20 protein-coding genes, 1 riboswitch and 1 other annotated feature are annotated in these 21,774 nt (G+C 49.8%); of the genes, 6 read left to right on the plus strand and 14 right to left on the minus strand.

What is annotated here, in order from left to right:
• Window positions 1-9: 9 nt before the first annotated feature.
• The 10 genes from der to NSU01_RS22800 all read right to left on the minus strand — a co-directional run bounded on the left by der (window position 10) and on the right by NSU01_RS22800 (window position 9,179).
• Window positions 10-1,335, minus strand: a complete 1,326-nt coding sequence (der, locus tag NSU01_RS22755; protein ID WP_042138631.1) for a ribosome biogenesis GTPase Der — start codon at window positions 1,333-1,335, stop codon at window positions 10-12.
• A gap of 173 nt (window positions 1,336-1,508) precedes the next feature.
• On the minus strand, window positions 1,509-2,822 hold the full coding sequence (gene rpsA, locus NSU01_RS22760; protein ID WP_081970066.1) for a 30S ribosomal protein S1: 1,314 nt from the start codon (window positions 2,820-2,822) through the stop codon (window positions 1,509-1,511).
• 156 nt (window positions 2,823-2,978) lie between these two features.
• A complete protein-coding gene (locus NSU01_RS22765; protein WP_042138632.1) occupies window positions 2,979-3,566 on the minus strand; it encodes a lysophospholipid acyltransferase family protein in 588 nt (195 codons plus the stop codon).
• Entirely contained in the window at window positions 3,563-4,273 is a 711-nt protein-coding gene (gene cmk, locus NSU01_RS22770; RefSeq protein ID WP_042138633.1) for a (d)CMP kinase, read from the minus strand. The genes NSU01_RS22765 and cmk overlap by 4 nt, the downstream gene beginning before the upstream one ends.
• Before the next feature lie 213 nt (window positions 4,274-4,486).
• Window positions 4,487-5,140 carry a flagellar brake domain-containing protein gene (locus NSU01_RS22775; RefSeq protein ID WP_171716691.1) on the minus strand — a complete coding sequence of 218 codons (654 nt, stop codon included), beginning with the start codon at window positions 5,138-5,140 and terminating at the stop codon, window positions 4,487-4,489.
• Window positions 5,141-5,326: 186 nt separating this feature from the next.
• Window positions 5,327-6,685 (minus strand): germination protein YpeB, encoded by a 1,359-nt coding sequence (gene ypeB, locus NSU01_RS22780; RefSeq protein ID WP_042138635.1) that lies wholly within the window; start codon window positions 6,683-6,685, stop codon window positions 5,327-5,329.
• 151 nt (window positions 6,686-6,836) lie between these two features.
• The gene (locus NSU01_RS22785; RefSeq protein ID WP_171716693.1) at window positions 6,837-6,983 is read right to left on the minus strand and encodes a hypothetical protein; all 147 of its coding nucleotides are present in this window, start codon (window positions 6,981-6,983) and stop codon (window positions 6,837-6,839) included.
• Window positions 6,984-7,059: 76 nt separating this feature from the next.
• Complete coding sequence (prsW, locus tag NSU01_RS22790; RefSeq protein ID WP_039301765.1) at window positions 7,060-7,755, minus strand: glutamic-type intramembrane protease PrsW; 696 nt, start codon at window positions 7,753-7,755, stop codon at window positions 7,060-7,062.
• Window positions 7,756-7,906: 151 nt separating this feature from the next.
• On the minus strand, window positions 7,907-8,521 hold the full coding sequence (locus tag NSU01_RS22795; protein ID WP_039301763.1) for a genetic competence negative regulator: 615 nt from the start codon (window positions 8,519-8,521) through the stop codon (window positions 7,907-7,909).
• 286 nt (window positions 8,522-8,807) lie between these two features.
• Window positions 8,808-9,179 (minus strand): hypothetical protein, encoded by a 372-nt coding sequence (locus NSU01_RS22800; RefSeq protein ID WP_039301760.1) that lies wholly within the window; start codon window positions 9,177-9,179, stop codon window positions 8,808-8,810.
• Window positions 9,180-9,264: 85 nt separating this feature from the next.
• Between NSU01_RS22800 and NSU01_RS22805 the strand changes: the two genes are divergently transcribed.
• Window positions 9,265-10,191 (plus strand): polysaccharide deacetylase family protein, encoded by a 927-nt coding sequence (locus NSU01_RS22805; protein ID WP_256703801.1) that lies wholly within the window; start codon window positions 9,265-9,267, stop codon window positions 10,189-10,191.
• A 706-nt stretch (window positions 10,192-10,897) separates the two neighbouring features.
• Here NSU01_RS22805 and NSU01_RS22810 read toward each other — a convergent pair.
• Genes NSU01_RS22810 through NSU01_RS22820 form a run of 3 tightly spaced genes read right to left on the minus strand, consistent with a single transcriptional unit; the run spans window position 10,898 to window position 12,692 of the window.
• Window positions 10,898-11,728, minus strand: a complete 831-nt coding sequence (locus NSU01_RS22810; RefSeq protein WP_339302341.1) for a metallophosphoesterase — start codon at window positions 11,726-11,728, stop codon at window positions 10,898-10,900.
• Window positions 11,725-12,102, minus strand: coding sequence for a hypothetical protein (locus NSU01_RS22815; RefSeq protein WP_042138637.1), 378 nt, complete (start codon window positions 12,100-12,102; stop codon window positions 11,725-11,727). Before NSU01_RS22815 ends, NSU01_RS22810 begins: the two co-directional genes overlap by 4 nt.
• Window positions 12,099-12,692, minus strand: coding sequence for a type II CAAX endopeptidase family protein (locus tag NSU01_RS22820; protein ID WP_039301751.1), 594 nt, complete (start codon window positions 12,690-12,692; stop codon window positions 12,099-12,101). Before NSU01_RS22820 ends, NSU01_RS22815 begins: the two co-directional genes overlap by 4 nt.
• Window positions 12,693-12,757: 65 nt before the next feature.
• Here NSU01_RS22820 and NSU01_RS22825 point away from each other — a divergent pair, with 65 nt between their 5' ends.
• Both NSU01_RS22825 and serA read left to right on the plus strand, forming a co-directional pair.
• Window positions 12,758-13,663: a hypothetical protein gene (locus NSU01_RS22825; protein WP_042138638.1), complete on the plus strand. Its 906-nt coding sequence runs from the start codon at window positions 12,758-12,760 to the stop codon at window positions 13,661-13,663.
• Between the two features lie 113 nt (window positions 13,664-13,776).
• Window positions 13,777-14,003: a binding site (T-box leader), on the plus strand.
• 240 nt (window positions 14,004-14,243) lie between these two features.
• Entirely contained in the window at window positions 14,244-15,836 is a 1,593-nt protein-coding gene (gene serA / locus NSU01_RS22830) for a phosphoglycerate dehydrogenase (protein ID WP_042138639.1), read from the plus strand.
• A 128-nt stretch (window positions 15,837-15,964) separates the two neighbouring features.
• Here the strand turns inward: serA and NSU01_RS22835 are convergent, their stop codons facing one another.
• Window positions 15,965-16,810 carry an SDR family NAD(P)-dependent oxidoreductase gene (locus tag NSU01_RS22835; protein ID WP_076243350.1) on the minus strand — a complete coding sequence of 282 codons (846 nt, stop codon included), beginning with the start codon at window positions 16,808-16,810 and terminating at the stop codon, window positions 15,965-15,967.
• 216 nt (window positions 16,811-17,026) lie between these two features.
• On the opposite strand from NSU01_RS22835, the gene NSU01_RS22840 reads away from it, so the two are divergent.
• The 3 genes from NSU01_RS22840 to NSU01_RS22850 all read left to right on the plus strand — a co-directional run bounded on the left by NSU01_RS22840 (window position 17,027) and on the right by NSU01_RS22850 (window position 21,723).
• Entirely contained in the window at window positions 17,027-17,986 is a 960-nt protein-coding gene (locus NSU01_RS22840) for a YafY family protein (protein ID WP_076243351.1), read from the plus strand.
• Window positions 17,987-18,109: 123 nt separating this feature from the next.
• The gene (locus NSU01_RS22845) at window positions 18,110-19,360 is read left to right on the plus strand and encodes a HAMP domain-containing methyl-accepting chemotaxis protein (protein WP_042138642.1); all 1,251 of its coding nucleotides are present in this window, start codon (window positions 18,110-18,112) and stop codon (window positions 19,358-19,360) included.
• Window positions 19,361-19,864: 504 nt separating this feature from the next.
• Window positions 19,865-19,961: riboswitch (cyclic di-GMP riboswitch) on the plus strand.
• Between the two features lie 118 nt (window positions 19,962-20,079).
• Window positions 20,080-21,723, plus strand: coding sequence for a thiamine pyrophosphate-binding protein (locus NSU01_RS22850; protein WP_083705451.1), 1,644 nt, complete (start codon window positions 20,080-20,082; stop codon window positions 21,721-21,723).
• The last annotated feature ends 51 nt before the right edge of the window (window positions 21,724-21,774 follow it).

The following is a 21,774-nucleotide window of genomic DNA, read 5'->3' on the forward strand; positions in this document are numbered from 1 at the left end:
TCTTCTCCCCTAACCTTCGTTTTCGGATTTGCGCCGTGTAAAGAGACGGATCGGTGTGCCTTCGAAATTGAATGCCGCGCGCAGCTTATTCTCCAGATAACGCTCATAGGAGAAGTGCATCAGCGAAGGATCGTTGACGAATACCACGATTGTCGGCGGCTTCGTAGCAACCTGGGTTACATAATTGATGCGCAGACGCCGTCCTTTGTCTGTCGGCGGAGGATTGATCGCTACTGCATCGGATACCACATCGTTCACCAGATGCGTGGTAATCCGGAGTGCATGCTGCTGTGCGACATGCTGTACGACCGGCAGCAGCTTCTGCAGCCGCTGTTTGGTAAGCGCAGACAGGAACACCACTGGCGCATAGCTCATGAACAGGAAGTGATCACGGATATTGCGTTCGAAATTCTGCATTGTCTTGTCGTCTTTCTCAATGGCATCCCATTTGTTGACGACAAAGATAGAGGCTTTGCCCGCATCATGGGCATAACCGGCAATATGCTTGTCCTGATCAATAATGCCTTCTTCACCGTTAATTACCACCAGTACAACATCAGCACGTTCAATAGCCTTCATGGCTCTCATCACGCTGTATTTTTCCGTGTTTTCATAGACCTTGCCGCGTTTACGCATGCCCGCAGTATCAATGAGCACATAACGCTGGCCATCCCGTTCAAACGGTGTATCGATCGCATCGCGTGTAGTACCCGCAACATCGCTGACAATTACGCGTTCTTCGCCAAGAATAGCATTCACCAGCGAGGATTTACCTACATTCGGACGGCCGATCAAAGCTACACGAATGACATCATCGTCATATTCCTCATCGGTTTTATCAGGCAGACGTTCAACAACCGCATCCAGCAGATCTCCGATTCCGGTTCCGTGGCTTCCTGAAATCCCGATCGGGTCGCCAATTCCAAGGCTGTAAAATTCATAAATATCCTCGGTGCGCTTCATGTTATCCACTTTATTAATAGCCAGAACGATCGGCTTGCCGGAACGGAAAAGAATCTGCGCTACTTCTTCATCCGAGCTCGTAAGTCCGCTCTTCGCCTCGCACATAAAGACGATGACATCCGCTTCTTCGATCGCCAGCTCCGCCTGAACGCGGATCGACTTCAGAATGGCGTCTTCACCGTCAATTTCAATCCCCCCGGTATCAATCACACTGAAGGATTTGCCGTTCCAATCCGAAACTCCGTATATCCGGTCACGTGTAATCCCCGGTTTATCTTCTACGATGGCCAGTCTATCGCCAATCAGCCTGTTAAAAATCGTCGATTTACCGACGTTAGGCCTGCCAACGATGGCCACAACGGGTCTTGCCATATTCATTCCTCCTGTCTTCCTTACGTTACTCATCATAGCAAAAAACAATACAATTGGCTAACAGTCTTACAACTGTTCCGCCGCTCCATACTTGCCTGTAAAACACAATCGGCGAACCCTCTTATCGAGGGCTCGCCGATTACTTTACCCGTTATGATGAAATAACAAAGGGATTAGTTGTTACCCTTGAATTTGTCCAGCTTGTCGCCGAAACGTTCAGCCAGTGTGAAGCTGAGGCCTTCATTGCTGAGCGATACGTTAGGATTGTTCAGCACTTCTTTTGGCGCTCTGTCTCTGCTGTTGCTGCGTTCAGGTCTAGCCGTAGGAGCCGGAGCTTCTTCGGTTTCCTTGATGCTGAGGCTTACGCGCTTCTCGGATGGATTGAAGTCAAGCACTTTCACTTGTACTTCCTGTCCTTCTTTGAGCACTTCATGCGGAGTGCCAATGTGCTTGTGGGAGATCTGGGAAATGTGCACAAGGCCTTCAACGCCTGGAAGCAGTTCAACGAACGCGCCGAAGTTTACAAGGCGTTTAACTTCGCCTGTAACTACATCGCCGATGTTGATCTGACCAGCTGCGGAATCCCAAGGACCCGGAGCAGCGGCTTTGATGCTGAGGCTGATTTTGCCTTTTTCAGGATCAACCTTAAGTACTTTTACGCGAACCTTATCACCTTCGGATACTACATCGGATGGCTTCTCCACGTGGTTCCAGGCGATCTCGGATACGTGAACCAGACCGTCAACGCCGCCAACATCCACAAATGCGCCGAATTGAGTCAGACGTTGTACAGTACCTTCGATGATTTGTCCTTCGGACAGCTCGGACATGATCTTCTGCTTGTTAGCTTCGAATTCTTCTTCCAGAACTTCTTTGGCGGAAAGAATAACCTTGCTGTTCTCACGGTCAAGTTCTTTCACTTTCACACGCAATGTGCGGCCTTTGTAGTCGCTGAAATCTTCAACGAAGTGACGTTCAACCATGGAAGCCGGAATGAATCCGCGCGCGCCAACGTCAGCCACGAGGCCGCCTTTGACAACGTCAGCCACAGTAACTTCGAACGATTCCTGGGAAGCGAAGTATTTCTCAAGATCTTCCCATGATTTTTCGCTGTCGATTGCACGTTTGGAAAGAACCAGGCTTTCCTTGTTGTCGTTGATGCTGACAACCTTGCATTCCACTTCTTGTCCGACTTCTACCGCTGCTGCGGCATTGTCCAGTTGTACGGAAGACAATTCGCGAATAGGAATGACGCCGTCGTATTTATATCCAATGCTTACATAAGCTTGGTTATCTTCGATTTTGACGATCGTTCCTTTCACGGTATCGCCTTTTTTCAAAGAAATGATTTCCAGGCCTTCTTGGCTTGTCACTTCTTCTTCGGTACCCGTAACAGCTTCTGCGGATTCCACAGCTTCTGTTGCTTCCACGGTTTCGTTGTTCTCAACGTTATCCGCAGCTTCTTGATTTTTGATTTCTTCAGACATGTGATTACCCTCCTCGATTCAAAACCCCATTTATTTAAACCCGCGTATAGCAGAGTTCAAAACAATCATCAATTGCACTTTGTACGTTAGTATGTTCCAAAAAATAGCGGTTATGCTATTAATCATCTGCGATTCGCAGATGCAGGGCGCCCGGGCTTAACGCGTACTGGGCTTGCCTGTTTGGATCATCTCGTGGATACGCCCCATAATAACATCGGTTACCGCTTCCAGAGATTCACTTCCTGCTCCTTCAAACGAACTGAGATCTATGGGAGCCCCGTAAACAACAGTCATCCGGCGAAAGGGCTTGTAAGATCCGATAATAGCCGCAGGTACAACGGCTGCGCCGCTGCGAAGGGCAAAACTTGCTGCGCCTTTCTTAGCTGCACCGGAGTCAGAGTTGCGCGTGCCTTCCGGAAAGATGCCCATAACATTTCCGCTGCGAAGCGTATTAAGGGCCGTTTTTATGGATTCTTTGCTTACGCCGCCACGTTTGACAGGAAAAGCTCCCAGTTGCTTAATGAGCCAGCCTAATACAGGAACAGTAAAGAGCTCCGCCTTGGCCATGTATTTCACCTGTCGTTTCAGCTTAATCCCAATCGTCATCGGATCGAGCAGGCTGATGTGATTTGCGCAGAGCAGGACTCCGCCCTCCTTTGGCACATTTTCTCTCCCCACAATCTTAAGCGGGAACAGTATGGCATAAATAAAGCGAAGCAATCCACAGCAAATTGCATAAATCATAGATGATTTCTCTCCCCGTCAACATAAGTTCTGCAGTGGGAGACGATGGCTTCCACGGCCTGACCGATATCCATATGGGTCGTATCCAGAAGAACAGCGTCTTCGGCACGGCGCAGCGGTGAAATCTCACGGCCCTCGTCAAGACGGTCCCGCGCTGCAATATCATGTTCAAGCTGCTGGAGAGTCACTGTTTCCGTATCCTTCAGTTCCTTGTAACGACGGAGAGCACGCTCCTCCACACTTGCCGTCATGAAAATCTTCACTTCGGCATCCGGCAGTACGGTTGTACCGATATCCCGGCCATCCATTACGACTCCCTTGCGGAGTGCCATCTGGCGCTGCAGCTGGCTGAGTCTGGATCTTACACCCTCGATCTTCGAATACTGCGACACTTGGCCGCTGACCTGAAGACTCCGGATATGCGGGGTCATGTCTTCCCCATTAATCAACACTTTCTGCACGTCTTTCTCCGGAAGAAGGTCAATATTCATGTCCTGGATCCTCTGATGCACCAGTTCATGCTCCTCCGCAGATATGCCTTCACGAATCATATACCAGGTGATTGCCCGGTACATCGCACCCGTGTCTACATAAATGTAAGACAGCTCCCGTGCTACCAATCGGGCTACAGTACTCTTGCCTGCCCCGGCAGGTCCGTCGATGGCGACGTTAATTCTGTCGTAAGTATGTGTCCCCTGCCTGTCCAACGGGGCATTCCTCCTCAAACACTCTTCCGCAGGAAATATGCCTATCGACATATCTCTCTAGGGACTTGCTGATATTATCAAGAAAAAAGCAGGCATTGCCTGCGACTTATAAAATTATACCACAGTTTATACCTCAGTGCAAAATGACTCGGAGGTTTTTGAGGAGAAAAAAGCTTATATTGATGCCTTTTGGGGAATCCCCGCACAGTCCTGTCACCGGTTACGGAAATCAAATTGGCGTTCAAAACAGTAACGGATTATTTTTTGGCGTTCCGAATCGGAAATGGACGAAAACTTCAGCATGACCAGATTACGTCCGGTTTCGAGCTTCTTGATCCGTACAATTTCGCCTTCGAAATTAACATGCTCCGTGCTGCCGTTACGGTACGCTACCAGCAGCCAGCAGCCTAGCTTATCTCCAACCTTCAAAGTAATTTTGGCATCGCTTAAGAATGAGGTCCCCCCGCCGCCGATATCCTCAGTCCGCACCAGAAAGCGGCTGCCCAAGGAATCTTTAACAGCAAGCTCCAGCTCGGCATTCACGCGGAAAAAGCTGCGGCGCTGGATTTTGAAGATGGATTCCACAGCAGGCTTGCGGAGGCGCACCATCCGGATGACCTCTTCCTTGAAGCCAATTACATGGGTGTTGAAATAATTTTTAATGCCGCCTTCAGTAAGAAAATAAACAGACAGCTCATCTCCGACAAACAGTTTTTTCAGACGCCCGTTACTCTCCTGCATGGGGATTTCTATCAGAAAGGTATCTTCCTCCATGTCAGCAATTCTTGCCCGGTATTCGACCTCTGACTCCGCTGCATCGCTGGAAGCAACCTGCAGGTATAAATATTCGTTGATTTTGGGATACAAACCTGTCACCGCCGCTTGAGTTAGTAATTAATGCTAACCCGATTATAGCATGGCCTTTCATGCCCGGTCAGAAATATTATTTGGGCTAAGCGGTTAAATACCGTTATACGGCCAGCAAAAAAGGCGCTTTCCTGTTTTGGAAAGCGCCTTTTCTTAAGGTTAAGCTTACTCTGCCTGAATCTCGGCTTATTTGTCCTGTGCTCCGGAAGAGGTACGGATCTGCTCTACAGATTCCTCATTCCCGTCTGCGGCATTCAGATAGATCCGGAACTGGGAGCCGTTGATTTTGCCTCCGAATTCATACGTCAGCAGTTCTTCAGCATCTTCATTCTCAATCCAGGCCAGCCTGTTATACAGCTCCTTGAACTCCGGGTTCAGCCTGGTTCTGACTTCGGCCAGGGACAGTTCCGGCTTTGGAATCACGCGCTTCTCCTTATGCTCATGCACATAATCACTGGCCTGGAATCCGGTGGCTTCCCCCGTATCCAGTCCGACCCGTACCGTCATCTTCTCCGGATAGATCAGAACACCGTCCTGGCTGGTAACAAAGGTTAAGTTGCCCAGGTTATCATACCTGTCTGCACTAACTGCGGTCATGCCGGGATAACCCTTCTTCTCCAGAAACTTGCCTGCCTTCTCCACGGCCTGCTTCATGGATACCTTGGCCGGACCCACTTCACGGTTGTCATTGTAGGAGATCAGCAGTCCGCCTTCTGCCGTGAAATCCATGGTGACCGGCTCTTTGTGGTCTGCCGATGTAATAGTTGCTGTGTAGGATGCCCATTCGGTCCCCTTACCGTTCTCCTGGATCTTCACGTTTGCATTCCCGCCCAACCCGGCAAATTTCAGCGCCTTGGCTTTGACCTGCTCTGCTGTGACGGGCTTGCCGCCCAGCTTCTTGACAGAACGCTTATCATATATACTTGCTACCGAAGGGCCATAGTCCAGCTCAGGATAGGCAGCAACCCGCTTGTCGACTGTTTTGAACCCGTCGATGATCGTGTTGTCTTCCGCTTCTTCCTCTGTAGCCAGTGCCGTTTCTACGTCCATCCAACGCAGCCTGTTACTGATGACTTTGTTCTGGACATCCTGCAGATCCTTGGAGATCTCTGCCGAATTCGCATAAAGTGTCTTCAAGTTAGCCATTTCACCTTCGGTCAGCGGTTTCTTGGTGAAATCCCGTACCGCTGCCTTATAGGAGAAATTGGAGATCTTCGAGAGGAATTCCTCTGTCTCACTGAACGGCAGCAGCGTAAGCGGCAGCTGGTTGATCTCGTTCTGCGCCTCGCTCGTAATCCGCCATACATTCACCAGACCCTTGCGGTGCATTCCATTGGAAGTGGTGTTGACCGCCAGCGTGTTACCCAGCTCTCCATGAAGCCGCTCCACATGGTAGGACAGATCATGGAACGCACGCTGATATTGGTTCTCCGCTTTGATCAGAATCGAATTCTTCTCCTGGTTCTCCTGATACCCCCAGACCAGTGCTCCAAGCAGCAAGAGTGCGGTCAGCGGGAACATTATGGCGCTTAATCTTTTGTACATAGGCCCGTCAAACTCCTTTCAGTAGCTTATTGCCGTTAGTTTGACAATAACTGAGAAGTCTTATGCACCCATGCGGAAACAGTTGCGCCGTTCTTTAAAGGACGGGGCGTTTCAGGGAGAAATAGAAATTCTTCTATTCTATTAACAGCAGTCAGGCGCGCTCTTCAATATCGAAGCCGCTGACACTGCTGCACAAGCATTGCTTGAAGCCGGTCTGAATGACTCCCTGCTCCTTGTTTCCTCTTAATATGTAGGTTTCGCCGCACTGTTTGCAGACAATCCGAACTTTTACACGCAAAAAAAGACACCCCTCTCCTCTCTGGAATTCCTTGCCTTAAGGAACTGCCCTGTAGGATTAAGTGTGTCCATCTCTATTATAGGTTAACCTCTTCCTCCCGCTTCAAAAAACGAAACGGGGAGCGGCTGTTGGCCCGCGCCACTTTGCCCATCCCTCCGTACCATAAAACAGCCATCAGGGGCACGATGAACCAGATCCAATAATTAGCCGTAGTTGTCAGTATGAAATCATAAATCCCGTGCCAGAGCCATGGCAGCAGCAGGGAAATAAGCAGAATCCCTCTGGTCTTGACTCCTTTTGAAAACTTGGCCCTCCCCATATGATATCCCATAATCACGCCAAACATGGCATGGCCGGATACCGGGAGCAGCGCCCTCATGACCATTGAACCGATTGAAGCATTGCTGTACCAGGCATACATTACATTCTCTATCGTTGCGAAGCCGAGCGAAATCGCCACGGCGTATAGTATTCCATCATAGGGCTCGTCAAATTCGGTATGATTGTAAATCATATGGTACAGCACAAACCACTTCAGACCTTCCTCCACGCCGGAGGAGATCAGAAACGAATCTACATAAGGGCCGCCGTCCAGACCAAGCACAAGACCTCTCTGGATAATCATCACCGGCAGAACTATAATCAGGCCGAGCAGGAACACCTTCAGCACCATATGGAGCGGCTCCTGATCATACTTGTCTTTCAGATAGAAAAAAGTCAGCAGCGCAAGTCCCGGTGCCACTGCTGACGAAATGACCGATAACAAAAGCACCGAATAGCCTCCCCCGCGCCTAAAAACTAGTATCTTTCTGAATTTCAATCCAGGGCTGAACTACTGCCCGTCCCTTAAATACGATCGTCTCCCGTCAGCAAAACCTCAGGGAAGGGCAGTTAAGCCGATGCTTCCTTGCCCTTCTCCGTCTTTATTCCTGGCGTTTAAAATGAGTGCATAAGGTCTCGATTGCATTCTCCGCCATCACTGTCTTGCCGTATTCAGCCAGAACAGCCTGAGTAACCGGAGATGAATCTCCAAACTCTGCAAGCACGCCTACAAGACCCGATAATGCCGCTTCTTCGAATTCCTTCGGATCAAAGTAGAGATACCATTTATCATTATAAGAATACAGCTGTCCTTGAGAAGTAATATTGCCGATGAGCACATGGGCCGCTTCAACCAGAACCTCAAAATCGCGGAATGCATACACAATGGAGTCGCTTTGTTCAAGAGTAACTTCCATCTCGTAAATCTCTTCAGGCAATTCATCTTCCCCGGGACCACCGTACGAATGGTGATCATATTTCCCCCGGGTCACAATAACGACCATGCCTTGCGCGGGCAATGCGAACACTTCCACGGCAAGCGGACCGGTAGCGTCAAAACCAAGTTCACTGTACGCCTGATCCATCATTTCCGTAAAGAGGTCGTGCACCTTGGGAACTTCCTGCCACATGTCTTCCTTCTGGATGCCCCGCTCGCTCAGGTCGTCAAAAGTGAGGAAAATCCGTATCTTATCTTGACTTAATCGCTCTATTCTCATGACAGGATCCTCCTTTTGCAAGCTCATTTAGTATTAATGTATGATGAGTCCCGAGTAATGAGCCAAAAATGGTTACTATGTATGTATGTTATCATTTTGACGCTACAAATGCACGTAAATAAATATAGAAAAGGCCCAATTAACTGCCCAATATCTGCAAAGCCCGGCTTCACCGCCTTTTCGTTGTATGCACATGCATGTATCCGAAACCTCTTCGCGGGCAGAAAAAAGAATCATTCTGGCGACTTTGGTGTCCCCAAAATGATTCTGCAGCGGCCTATTCCGGTTACAATCCCGGTATGGCTGTATGTGTATCCTTGAGAATCTGTTCTACTTCATGTTTCACATCGGGATTGCTGCGGATGAAGTCTTTGAGCATATTCAAGTTGGATTCTTTGGACTTCACCGGTGAATCCTCCTTCTTGTGTTCGCTGCTGCCGGAAGCATGAGAGCCGTTATCATGGCTGCTGCCCTCAGCGGTACTTCCGAAGCCGGTCATAGCCATTCCCATAATTTTGTCCTTGGCTTTCTCACCGGCACTTTCTGAAGAACCGCCCGTGTGAAGCAGTGAAGACATCATGGCGCTGCGTTTTTTGGACATAATCATACTGGCGGCCGCACCCATCAGCACTCCGCATAGAAATGACGAAGTATTCATATCTCTAACCTCCTTGTATGGTAAAATCATGCTTAGTGTTCGCGGAAAGATTCCGGCTCATACAGCCAAACAACAAGAAAGCGAGATGAAAAAAGTGGGTAAAGCAACAACACTGCTGCTCCTGGCTGCTTTTCTGCTGTCAGCTTGCAGCAACAACGACGTGAATACAGGCAACACCGCTGCGGGGAACGCGTCACAGCCTCCGGCTACAGTACAGCCTGCCACTGACCAGCCTGCCTCTGCTCCGGCTCAGACGGACTCTCCTGCCGGTGAATCCCCCGCTGCGCAGGCAACGCCTGCCGCAACAGCGGATGCGGCAGTTACAGCAACCGCTCAGCCAACCGGGGCAGCAGCTTCAGAGGAAATACCGCTGCTGTACCATATGAACAAAAACTACGACATCATCCCGAACGATGCCGCAACCAACAAAAAGGTCGTCCTGCTGACCTTCGATGACGGGCCCAAGGATGCGGAACTAATAAATCCGCTGATGGATACGCTGGACAAGCACAAGGCCAAAGCCATTTTCTTCGTCAACGGGTACCGGGTGAAGGAGCATCCTGATCTGCTTGAGCTGATTCATAACCGCGGCGGCATTATCGGGAATCACAGCTGGGATCACATTGTGCTGAAGGATAAATCCGAGGCGGAAGTAAAGAAACAGATTGAAGATGTGCAGAATATTGTCAAGGAGGTCACCGGTGAGACTCCCGTGTTCTTCCGCCCGCCGCACGGTGCAGGCGGTGACGTCGGCAAAAAAATCGCCGCTGACAACGGACTGCTCTATATGACCTGGTCTGTCGGCTCGCTGGACTGGGAGATGAAGGAAAAGGACACGAATAAAACGGAAAAGCTGATCACGAATGTTACCAGCCAGCTGCATTCCGGCAGCAATATTCTGATGCATGAGCTCCCGTGGACCGTGGAAGCGCTGGATAAACTGCTGACTACGCTCGAGGGCAAAGGCTACAGCTTTGTCGATCCACGCAGCATTGAACTGAAAATGCGTTAAGTCTATCTCATAAATAGATTTTCAACAAAGAAACAGCCCATATTTATTCAAAAGCCAGTAAAAAGACAGCAAGGCCGTGATTCTCTGTTATTGGGGAATCACGGCCTTGCATTTTTGATCCAACGTGGCTTGCTTTAGCATAGGATCGGCAAGCGAAAGCCAACCGACCCCAAGCGTCACTTTTTCCATGTGCGAAGCAGAACGCACCGGAAGCCCCAATTATACTTCAGTTGTCCAAATACACTACCACTCCCCCATTTCCTGCATACTTGGTGCAGCGTTTGCCCAAACAAAGGTGTAGCAATTGGCATTCGCCTCGACAGAAACCGAAGCACGGCGTTATATACCGCTTTGAGGACATTCCTCATCCATCCGCTCAGAGCGGAAGCAATTAATTAAGCGTACGAAAGTCGGGTCGCTGCCGAGCGGTTTCTTTTAATGTGTGTTTTTTAAGATTGAAGATTCGTTTTTCGCTTAAACAGTGGAGAGGACGGACTGATTGTGGAAAAGCGGTAGCGGTCGCCTTGGTCTCCGGATTTTCACCGCCAAGGGGAATGAAAAAAATCTGGAGAGCACAGCGATTGGAACAACGGTCCGTTCGCGGAGCGTCCAATCAAGTGCAAACGTTGATCTTACTCAAAAAAAAGGAGACTTCTCAGAAGACATTACATGGCTTTTGAGGCAGTCTCTTAATTGTTTATAAGTGTTAATCCTGCCTGCAGCGGAGTGTAAGTACATGTATCTCGGCCGGGCTGCCCCAGCGCAGCGGTAAGTGCGCAGTACCGAAGCCACGGCTGATCAGCAGCTTCAGCGGGTGAGCGGCAGTCCCGTACCCGGGAATTTCGTACATGCCGGCATTATAGTGACGGTAGAATTCATCCCCATGCCTGCTTCCGATAAAGGGAAGCACCACTTGTCCGCCATGTGTGTGTCCAGCCAATATCAGATCAGCGGGCACCTCCTGCTGCTGGGACAGCCACAGCGGATCATGCACCAGGATGATCCGCAGGAGCTCTGTATCTGCGGCAGCCACGGGCGGCAGTGCTGCATAAGCCTTCTTGCCGCCTTTTCTCGGGAAATCCATGCCGGTGAGTATTACCCTTGATCCGGACCGTTCAATAGTCACATTCTCATCAAGCAGCAGTCTGGCTCCGCTGCCGCGGATGATATTATCGACAAGCGAGATATTCGCCCGGTAATCATGATTGCCATGAACTGCGTAGACAGGCGCCAGAGATGCTGTAAGCGTCATATTATCCAGCAGGCGCTCCGCCGGACTGCCCTTTTCCGTCAGATCGCCGCCCAGGAAGACTGCATCCACCTTCCTGCGGAGCGGTGCCAGCATAGCAGCCGGAAGACGGCGGCGGTGAATATCGGTAATGAACAGAATACGGAAGCCGTCAAAAGCAGCCGGCAGTCTGTCCAGCACTATTTCCTCGGCAATAATGCGTTTTTTGAAGGCTGCGGCAACCATGACTATACCCGCAGTCACCGCCGCTCCAGCACATACGCTCAAGAGAATCAGCAGCCACATCATTGCCATAGCTCATGCAGCGGAGGTGCTCCTTTTATTCCCCAGAACAAAAGAAAGGCGAGCAGCATTACAAATATGACGATCAGCGAGTTAATAAACATTTTGCTGAAACGGATTCGTTCTGACGGATAACTCTGCGCCCGGGAGGGAGTTGCCTCTCCTTCCTGCTGCTCCACTTCACGCTTCGGTTTCCTGGTGGTCTGCTTCTCAGCATGTCGGACCTTTCTCGATAAAGTTCCTGGAGCAGGGACTGGAGCCTCCAGCTGTCCGGCAGCTGATTCGGAAGAACCATTTCCATTATTTTCTTTGACAGGAGACTGTCCTCCGCCCTTATACTGTTTCTGGCGGGACCTTACCCGGCTTAGTTCTTCGCTCATGATGCCCTCCTGTAACGAATCACCATTCCTGAGAACAAATCTATGAGGAAGTGGCACAGGATCGGTGCCCATAGACTGCCGGAATGGATATAGATGTAGCCGAGACCGTAGCTGCTGAGAAATACCCAGCCTGTTGGAATCCAGTGGCGCAGATAACGCACATGAATAACAGCGAAGAGAATGCTCGTCCAGTACGGCCCCAGTGAATGCTGTATGGCACCACGGAACAATAGCTCTTCGCATACTGCGACAATCGCCGCAATGACAATAATATGCCACAAAGGACGGTTGCCGAACAGCAGCTCATTAATCCCTCCGTCATCCATGCTGTCCTCAGGTACAATATGGGTCAGCAGGAAATCAACAACCAGCATAACAGCTGCAAGTCCAAGGCCCCAAAACACAAAATGTGCATTCTCCGGAAAATTTAATATGTGAATAGGATTTCTTTTCTGTAATAATATCCATATCAAACCGATAAATAGAGTAAGGCCCTGAGTAATATACAGATTAATTAACAGCAGCTTGTCCGTTAACTGCTGAGGATCGGCCTTTTTGATTTTGATTTCACCCAATTTGAATTTTTTCATCGTAACCTGCCTGTTCTTTAATATTTTTACATAAGATAATTTCCCTATACGAAGGAGCACTAATTATGAACAGCCGTACCTCCCGCACTCAAATGTTGTACACACTAGGTTTTATATTGTTTCTAATATCCGCATTCGCCTCATTTTTTACGGGAGTAAAGGTTGGAGCAGACAAAACAGAGGCCAAATATGCACAGCTGGCCGGGCATGAAGTTACGGAGGAATTCTCCGGCTCCTACCAGCAGCAGGATCTTGTTACGTTCTATCATAACGTATTTTTGCCCTATCGGGAATTCAAGCGCAACTGGAACGATCAGGTGGACAGCCTTGCACGCAGCACAGATGCACGGCAGAACGCGGCAACGTTGAAGAACCTCAGCCTTCTGGCGGACAAGCAGTATGACAAGGTCACGCAGGATTCCCTCTTCACCAATTCGCCGCTGCTGTATGAGTCACAGCTTAACGTCCTTAAGAGCCTGACTCTCTTCTCACAGGCTTCTGGGAAGGTCACTGCCGGATCTTCAGGAGCCGAAGCCGCCAAGCTGCTGAGAAGTGATAATTTTACCGCCAGCGCTGTGAAATTCGGACTGATGGCCCAGAAGAACTTCTATGATTCTATGCTGAAGTGGGGGGCCAAGGCCAACTCTGCTATACCCGATGCATCCGGGGACCTGAAGACACTGACTTTCATTCAGTGGAAAAAGATGCCTTTGCTCCTCAAGAATGCTTCTATCGCAAACATAATGCTGAACCGCGGAATTTATGCCGGCTATGACCCGCAGGATATTACAGCCAAGATCGACGATATGATCTATTCCGGAACCGCCAGTTCCCTGAAGCTTGGGGATATCCAGTCGTCGGTCAGCCTGCTCATTTCTACCGGTGCCGTGCAGGAGCAGGACTTCATTAAATGGCGGGAGCAATATTACGGCAAGGAAACGATGCCTCAGCTCCCTTTCTTCTATGAGTAGGACCAGTTATTGCATCATAACGAAAAACAGGGCTCACTTCAAGGCGGCCCGCCGCAGAAGAAGCCTATTGACACACTTGGCATCACCATGTTACATTATGAAAAATTAATCAAGCAAAACCGATGATGGAACAAAGATTACTGATGTCTTCAGAGAGCCGGTGGATGGTGCAAACCGGTGGCAGACGGAAATCTTTAGCGCTCCTGAGATATTGTATTGAACCTTGAGTAGATACAATCGGATCACCTCCGTTACCAGTGTGGCCTATTCAGGCCAATGAGGCTGCTTCTTAACCGTTGCAGTGAATTAGGGTGGTACCACGAGAACTCTCGTCCCTTACTACGGCAGTAGTATGGGGTAGGGAGTTTTTTTTGTACGCGGATTCTCTAAATCTGCCTACCCTGCCCATACGCTGCCTGAATCAGTACTTTTGCACGCCTTTTCTTTTATGCGACAACGCGTTGCCCCGTTGTTCCGACAAATTTCATTCTTTTGTATGAATCTGGTACTGCGGATTACCCCACCAGGGAATCCTTGGCATATATAATATGCTTTCCAATTTGAAGGAGGACAAGAGACCATGTTTAAAGTATTAGTATCGGATCCGATCAGTGATTTGGGCATTCAGCAATTAATGGACGCAAGAGATGTGACTGTGGACAAAAAAACTGGACTTAGTGAAGACGAGCTTATTGCAATCATCGGCGAATACGACGGCTTACTCGTTCGCAGCCAGACAACCGTGACTGAGAAAATTATCGCAGCCGGTACTAATCTTAAAGTAATTGGCCGCGCCGGTGTCGGTGTGGACAATATTAAGCTGGAGGCAGCTACACAACGCGGTGTGGTGGTCATTAATGCTCCGGACGGAAATACGATTACCACCTGTGAGCATGCCTTTGCCATGATGATGGCTCTGGCCCGTCACATTCCTCAAGCCTATGCCAAGACCATCTCCGGCGTATGGGACAAGAAGACTTTCCTCGGCGTAGAGCTGCGCGGCAAAACGCTGGGTGTGCTCGGCATGGGACGGATCGGCAGCGAGGTGGCCAAACGGGCCAAGGCTTTTGGAATGGATATTCTGGCCTACGACCCCTTCCTGACTGCAGACCGTGCGGAGAAACTGGAAGTAAAGCTGGCTTCGGTAGATGACATCGTCCGGGGAGCAGACTTCATTACTGTTCACACACCGTTGACACCGGAAACCCGCCACATGATCTCCCGTCCGCAATTTGAAGTCATGAAAAAAGGAATGCGCATCATCAATTGTGCCCGCGGCGGTGTAATTGATGAGATGGCGCTGGTTGAAGCTATCGACAGCGGTATTGTTGCCGGTGCAGCCTTTGACGTCTTTGAGAAAGAGCCGCCGGAAGCGGATCACCCGTTCCTCTCGCATCCGAAGATTATCGTGACTCCGCATTTGGGTGCTTCTACTGTTGAAGCCCAGGAGAATGTTGCGATCGATGTATCGGAGCAAGTGCTGCATATTCTGCGCAACGAACCGTTCATTAACGCCGTGAACATCCCCCCGGTTGCTCCTAGTGTAATGAACAAGCTCCAGCCTTACTTCACCCTCGGCGAGAAGCTCGGCAGCTTCGTGACTCAGATTACGGATGGAGCGATCCGCGAGATTCATGTGGAATATGCCGGTGACCTCTCCGACGTGGATACACAGCCGCTGACCCGCTATATTGTCAAAGGCGTGCTCTCCCGCCATTTTGCCGGGGATGTTAACATTGTCAACTCCATGCACCTGGCAAAGACGCGTGATGTTAACGTAGTAGTGACCAAGGCTTCCAAGACCAAGGGCTTCACTAACCTCATTACCGTTACACTTAAGGCTGAGCATGACGAAGAACGCCTGGTTGCTGGAACCCTGCTGCAAGGCTATGGCGAACGGATTGTGCAGGTTAACAAGTTCCCGGTAGATATCGCTCCGGAAGGTCATCAGATCGTTATATCCCACAACGATAAGCCGGGTATCATCGGACTCGTCGGTACACTGCTCGGCCAGAACGACGTCAACATCGCCTCCATGCAGGTTGGCCGTAAAATTGTCGGAGGAGCTGCAATTATGCTGCTGACCGCTGACAAGGCTGTTCCGCAGGATGTACTGGTCAAGCTCGCCGGATTGCCGGAGATCAATACTGCGGAAGAGATCACTCTGCTGTAGCTGAAGAACGCGGGCTTATATTCTTGGAGTACCTGAGTTCAATATAAGCGCACCAAAAAACACTCTTGAGGAATGCCGGCCCGTGCCGCCATTTCAAAAGAGTGTTTTTGCATCTTCCGGCTTCCAGGTTATTCCGGAATGTTAAATACGGGGACCCGCCGCCCGTCTGTGTCTGTATACCCATATTTCTCCGCCAGACTCCCCACCTGCTGGGGTCTGCCTGTCAGCTGCATCACCTCAGGATCAGCAGCGAGCGCCACGGCAGCCCGGCCGATGTACGCCGTAGACTCACTGGCCTGCAGCTCCTCTACCTCCTGCCAGTGCTCTTCATCCGTCTTCATGCTCTCCAGCACCAGTTCTGTACGCATCCAGCCAGGTGATAAGGGAATCACAGCGATCCCATCCGCAGCCAGTTCAAGGGACAATCCGTAGGCCATGCGCACAAGCGCATTTTTGGACAGATCATAATAGAAGTTCCCTACATATTTATACTGGTCCCAGAAGGTGGTATGAATGATCAGCTTCCCGGTGCCAGTGTCTTCTCTGCGCATCAGCGGAATAGCATAGTAGTTAGTCATGAGCTGCGCCCTGACTCCGGCATTAAACATATGGTCCCAATGAGCGGCCGGGAGCTCCCAGAAGGGCTTGTTCTCAATCGGAAGATTATTGCCTCCCCAGACATTATTGACCAGAATATCAAGCTTGCCCTGCTCCCCGGCAATCTGCCGGATCACTGCTTCCGTCTCCGCGTCATTGGTGTGGTCACAGCGGATATACGCGCCTTCTCCGCCGAAGCTGTGAATCTCACCGAGTACACCGGCAAGTGTCCGTTCGCCCCCTTCCTGCATTGAACCGGCGTTTCTTCCCGTAAAATACACAAACGCACCTGCCCGGGCCAGCTCCAGGGCAATGCCTCTGCCCGCTCCCCTGCTCCCGCCTGTAACTAATGCAACTTTCCCTTGCAAATCTGTCATTATATCCGCTCCTCTCAGCTTTCATCAGATGATCATGAAGTTATCTAAAAGCTATCTTGCACCAACCGGCTCTCCTTATTAATATTAACTCTTATATATGACATCAACTGACATATATATATGATAAACTTAAAATATGTTCTGCTTAAGCGGAAACGGCTTTGCCGTTCTTGAATAATCGGGAAAAATTTCATTATAACCAGGAGGCCTTTATCCATGAGAGCAGACCGACTATTATCTATTCTGCTGCTGCTGCAAAGCCGCGGTAAAATAAGCTCCCGCGAGCTGGCACAAACGCTGGAGGTTTCCGAACGGACCATCTTCCGGGATATGGAGTCACTGAGCATCTCCGGCATTCCCGTGCTGGCAGAACGCGGCCGTGAGGGAGGCTGGAGGCTGGCCGAGGGTTACCGGACCTCCCTGACAGGTATGAACCCCAAAGAGATTGGTGCGCTGCTGCTGCCGGCAGACCCGGCAATTCTGCAGGCGCTTGGGATTCAGGAGGAGTTCTCTTCCGCTGTCCGTAAGCTGCAGGCCGCTGGTGCAAGACAGCCCGCTGCCGCCTTCAGCCTTCTTAATGAGCGTATTCATATTGATGGCGCGGGCTGGCATCCGTCAGGCGAAACCTATCCCAGTCTAACTGCATTACAGGAGGCTATATGGGAAGAACGTAAAGTGAAAATCTGTTACATGCGCGGGGAGGAGAGATCAGAGCGGCTGATTTCACCCTTTGGACTCGTAGCCAAACGTGGTGTCTGGTACACCGTGGCCGAAACAGGCGGTGAAATGCGGACCTACCGGGTATCCAGAATAAGTAGTGCTGAAGTCACGGATGAATATTTTAGCAGACCTCAGGATTTCAATCTGGCACATTACTGGGAAGCTTCTACCATGGCATTCAAATCTGCATTGCCCCGCTACCCTGCCAAGCTGCTGGTGAAGGACAATATAATGAAGGCTCTCAAACAAGAACGTTATGTTTCCGTACTATTCCAGGAGCCTTCACCTTCACCCGGCTGGCACTCCGTCGAAGCCGAATTTAATACGCCGGAGTCTGCCTACCGGATCATCTTATCCCTAAGCCCGGGCATTAGAGTTACTGCTCCGGCGGAGCTTGCAGACAATGTTGCGGCCACTCTGCGGGAAGGGGCTGCATTATATGAAGACAATGTGTAAACGCACTCTTTTGGAGCAGCCCGGGAAGAAGTTTTATGTCAGTTCTTACAATAGACCGATTACGCTTTAATCCCCTATAATATTACAATGCACAATATTTATTTCTAGGGGGAACTATAGTCTATGGACTGGATGAACAAGCTGCCTTTAAAACAAAGAATCGTTGCCGGATGTTACCTGGTTGCCGCTTTATTCGCTGTCCCTGTGTTAATTACGCTCATTGCAATGGGAAAGGTGATTATCGGTATTATTCTGATTGCGGTATTGGCTGCACTGACCTACCCGCTTGCGCGCTTCATTGAGAGAACGCTTACATCTTCATTTGAGGATATCTCCAATGTGACGCATACAATCGCCAAAGGCGACTTCACCAGCCGTGCAGACGAGAACGGATCAATGGGCGACATCAGCCGCTCCTTCAACACTATGATCGATAAATTGAAGAAGATCCTAACCGACGCTTCGCAGCTTACCCGCCAGGTTATGGATGCCAGCCGGGGTATTGAGGACAAGAACCAGAACCTGAAGATTGTAATGGCACAGGTAGCCTCCTCTTCCAACGAACTTGCCCTGGGTGCGAATGAAATCTCGGTGGATATTGCCGATATGACGGAATCGATCAAAGATATCGAAACCAAAGTCTCCAATTATACAAACTCTACCAAGGAAATGAATAAACGCTCCGCCCATACACTGGAGCTGGTTGAAAAGGGACGCCAGTCCGTGGACACTCAAGCCGAAGGCATGCGGAAGAATATCCAGGCTACACAAAAAGTAGCAGATACGATCGAAGCGCTCTCACAGAATGCCCGCGGCATTACCATGATCACCAAGACCATCACGGAAATTGCCGAACAAACCAATCTTTTGTCGCTTAACGCCTCAATTGAAGCTGCACGTGCAGGTGAGCACGGACGCGGTTTCGCAGTTGTAGCCCAGGAGGTCCGCAAGCTTGCCGAAGAATCAACCGCCTCCACCAAGGAAGTGTTCGGGCTGGTACGCAGCATCGAGGCCGATATCAAGCAGGCTATCGATAACATCGCTATTAATGAAGAGGTTGTTCAGGTGCAGAACGAGATGATAACGGAGACAGCACATATTTTCGCGCAGATCGTACATAGCGTGCAATACATAACCGAGCAGATCTCCTCCTTCTCCGCAGAGAGTGATCTGATGCTGGAGAGTGCGCTCAAGATCTCCGGGGCGATCGAGAATATCTCGGCCATTACCCAGGAGACGGCAGCAGGTACCGAGGAGGTATCTGCGGCGATGAACGAACAAATTCATGCCCTGCAGTCCGTAGCAGAAGAGACCGAGAAGATGACACAATCTGTCTTCCAGCTGCAAAAAACAATCCATATTTTCAAATTCTAGCAGCAGCCCCAAGAGACCATTTCCGCAGAGCAGTATGCGGGAAGGGTCTCTTTTTGGCATGGAAAAAGCAGATTGTAATGTAATATTCACAAAGTGTTAAAATAGTGCATAACCCTAAAATAACGCCTTTGCACTTCTTTACTGCTAATTCTTTATTACTAATAAACTAACATTATTTTAAATTTTAATCACCTATTTCTTAAGACCTATTTCTAGGTTCTCCCAGCCTATAATTCTAATACATCTGCATAGTTTCAGGAGGTTCCTACGATGTTATGAGGCTTATGGCTTATGCAGATTAAATTCTGCTCTTTTTCTGCATTTGCATTATAAGACTTTGGTCTTCCAGACGCATCCATTTTCAAAAGTTTGAATATCTAATATTTCATCTCCTATTACATCTGAATATTCGCCAAATTTCGCGTTTTGCTGCAAACGGCTTATTGACAAAAGGCGAGCGAGGAATATATTGTAAAGGAAAATTATCCTTCGCTGTATTGATAACAACATATGAGGCAAAATTCACCGAAAGGGAATGACGCAAAGCCATGGATCTACAGTCTCACTTATCCGGTGAGATCATGACAGCCAGGTTGCTGAAAAACTATGAACGTCCGGGAATCCGCGTTCAGTTATGGTGATTCGTGCAACAGGCCTGTGCTCCTATTTCGAGTACAGGTTTTCTATTGCTAGCATACAATCAAAAAACAACTTGTGGGGTGGATGTTCTGAAGACAGTTGCAGATTATATGGCGGAAGCATTACGCGATCTTGGGGTAACACATTCTTTTGGTATTATTGGCAAGTCCATTTGTCCTATAGCTCTCAAACTTGTTGACTATGGCATTGAGTTTATTCCCGGCCGGCATGAGTCCAGCTCCGGCTTCGCAGCAGGCGGCTATGCACTGAAAACAGGCAGTCTCGGGGTTGCCTTCGGCACCTCCGGTCCAGGCGGAACGAACCTGCTAACCGCAGCAGCACACGCCAAAGCCAACAATCTCCCGGTGCTCTTCATTACCGGTCATCAGTCTATTAAAGAGCTGGGGATTCCCCAGTGTCAGGATTCCACATCCTATCTCGCCGATTTGGCGGACATGTTCAGACCGGCCACTCTTTTCAGCAAGCTGGTAGAACGCGGCGACCATTTCAGTACGATTTTCAATCATGCCCTGTCTATCGCCCTTGGTGACAAGAAAGGACCTGTTCATTTATGTATTCCGTTTGATGTTCAGACCGAGCGCCTTGAAGAATGCCGGATTGTCCTTCCGCAGCGGGAAAGGCTCGTCAGCTACGCCAACTACGAACGGGTCATTTCAGCGATCAATGCTTCCAGCAGGCCTCTGATCATTGCCGGTAAAGGGGTTAACCGCTCCGGTGCGCACAAGGAACTGGTACAGTTGGCCGAGACCTTCAACATACCTGTAGTGACCTCCCCCGGCGGTAAAGGAGCCATTGCTGCGGATCACCCGCTCTATCACGGTCCTGTGGGCGTTGGCGGATGTACGCATGGGGATGAGATGTTGAACAACAGTGATCTGTTTATCGTGCTTGGTTCGCGTCTGAGCGATATGACCATATGCAATCTTAAGAAGGAGAATCATCCGGATCAGCTGATCCAGTTTGATGTTGATCCAACCTTTGTCGGTAAAATATTGACTTCCGATACCATTTCCGTCGGCGGCGATTTGCGTGACAACCTGGAGCTGTACCTCGGCAAGATTGATCCGTCCACTATAACCAGACGTGAAATAGAGATCTCCAATCACTATACTGAAGAGCTGCCTGTGCTGTCCAAGCTCTCGCTGGCTTCGGTAATGAGCACGATGAGCGATTTGATTCCATATAACAGCAGCGTGTTTGTTGATGACGGCAGCCACGGCTTCAATGCGGTCAAATGGTTCAACGTGAAGAAACCGGGGAGCTTTGTATTTGATGCCTATTTCGCCTGCATGGGGAATTCAATCGGCATGGCCATCGGTGCCAAGGCGGCTGCGCCGGAAGAGACGGTCTTCTGCATTACCGGTGACGGCTGTTTCATGATGCTCGGAACTGAAATTAACACAGCGGTTTGCAAGAATATTCCGGTTATTTTCATCGTTGTGAACAATATGCAGCTGGATATGGCCCTTAAGGGAATGGAAAAAACAACCGGACGTATCGATGGAACCATCTTTGAAGTCCCTATGGATGCAGTGAAGTTTGCTGAGTCGCTGGGAGCCACCGGCTTCCGCGCAGAGACGCAAGAGGAGTTTGCCTTTGCAATCAGCCAAGCAGTTGAACTTAACCGCGTAGCCGTTATTGAGCTGTTGACCGACCGTGACGAAATGCCTCCTACGGCCCACCGTACACTGGATCTCAACTAGGCTGTATCTTACAGATTCTCTAACTTACTATCAGGAGGCAAACAAGTGAAT

Source organism: Paenibacillus sp. FSL H8-0259 (assembly GCF_037963255.1).
Lineage (GTDB): Bacteria > Bacillota > Bacilli > Paenibacillales > Paenibacillaceae > Paenibacillus_AQ > Paenibacillus_AQ phytohabitans.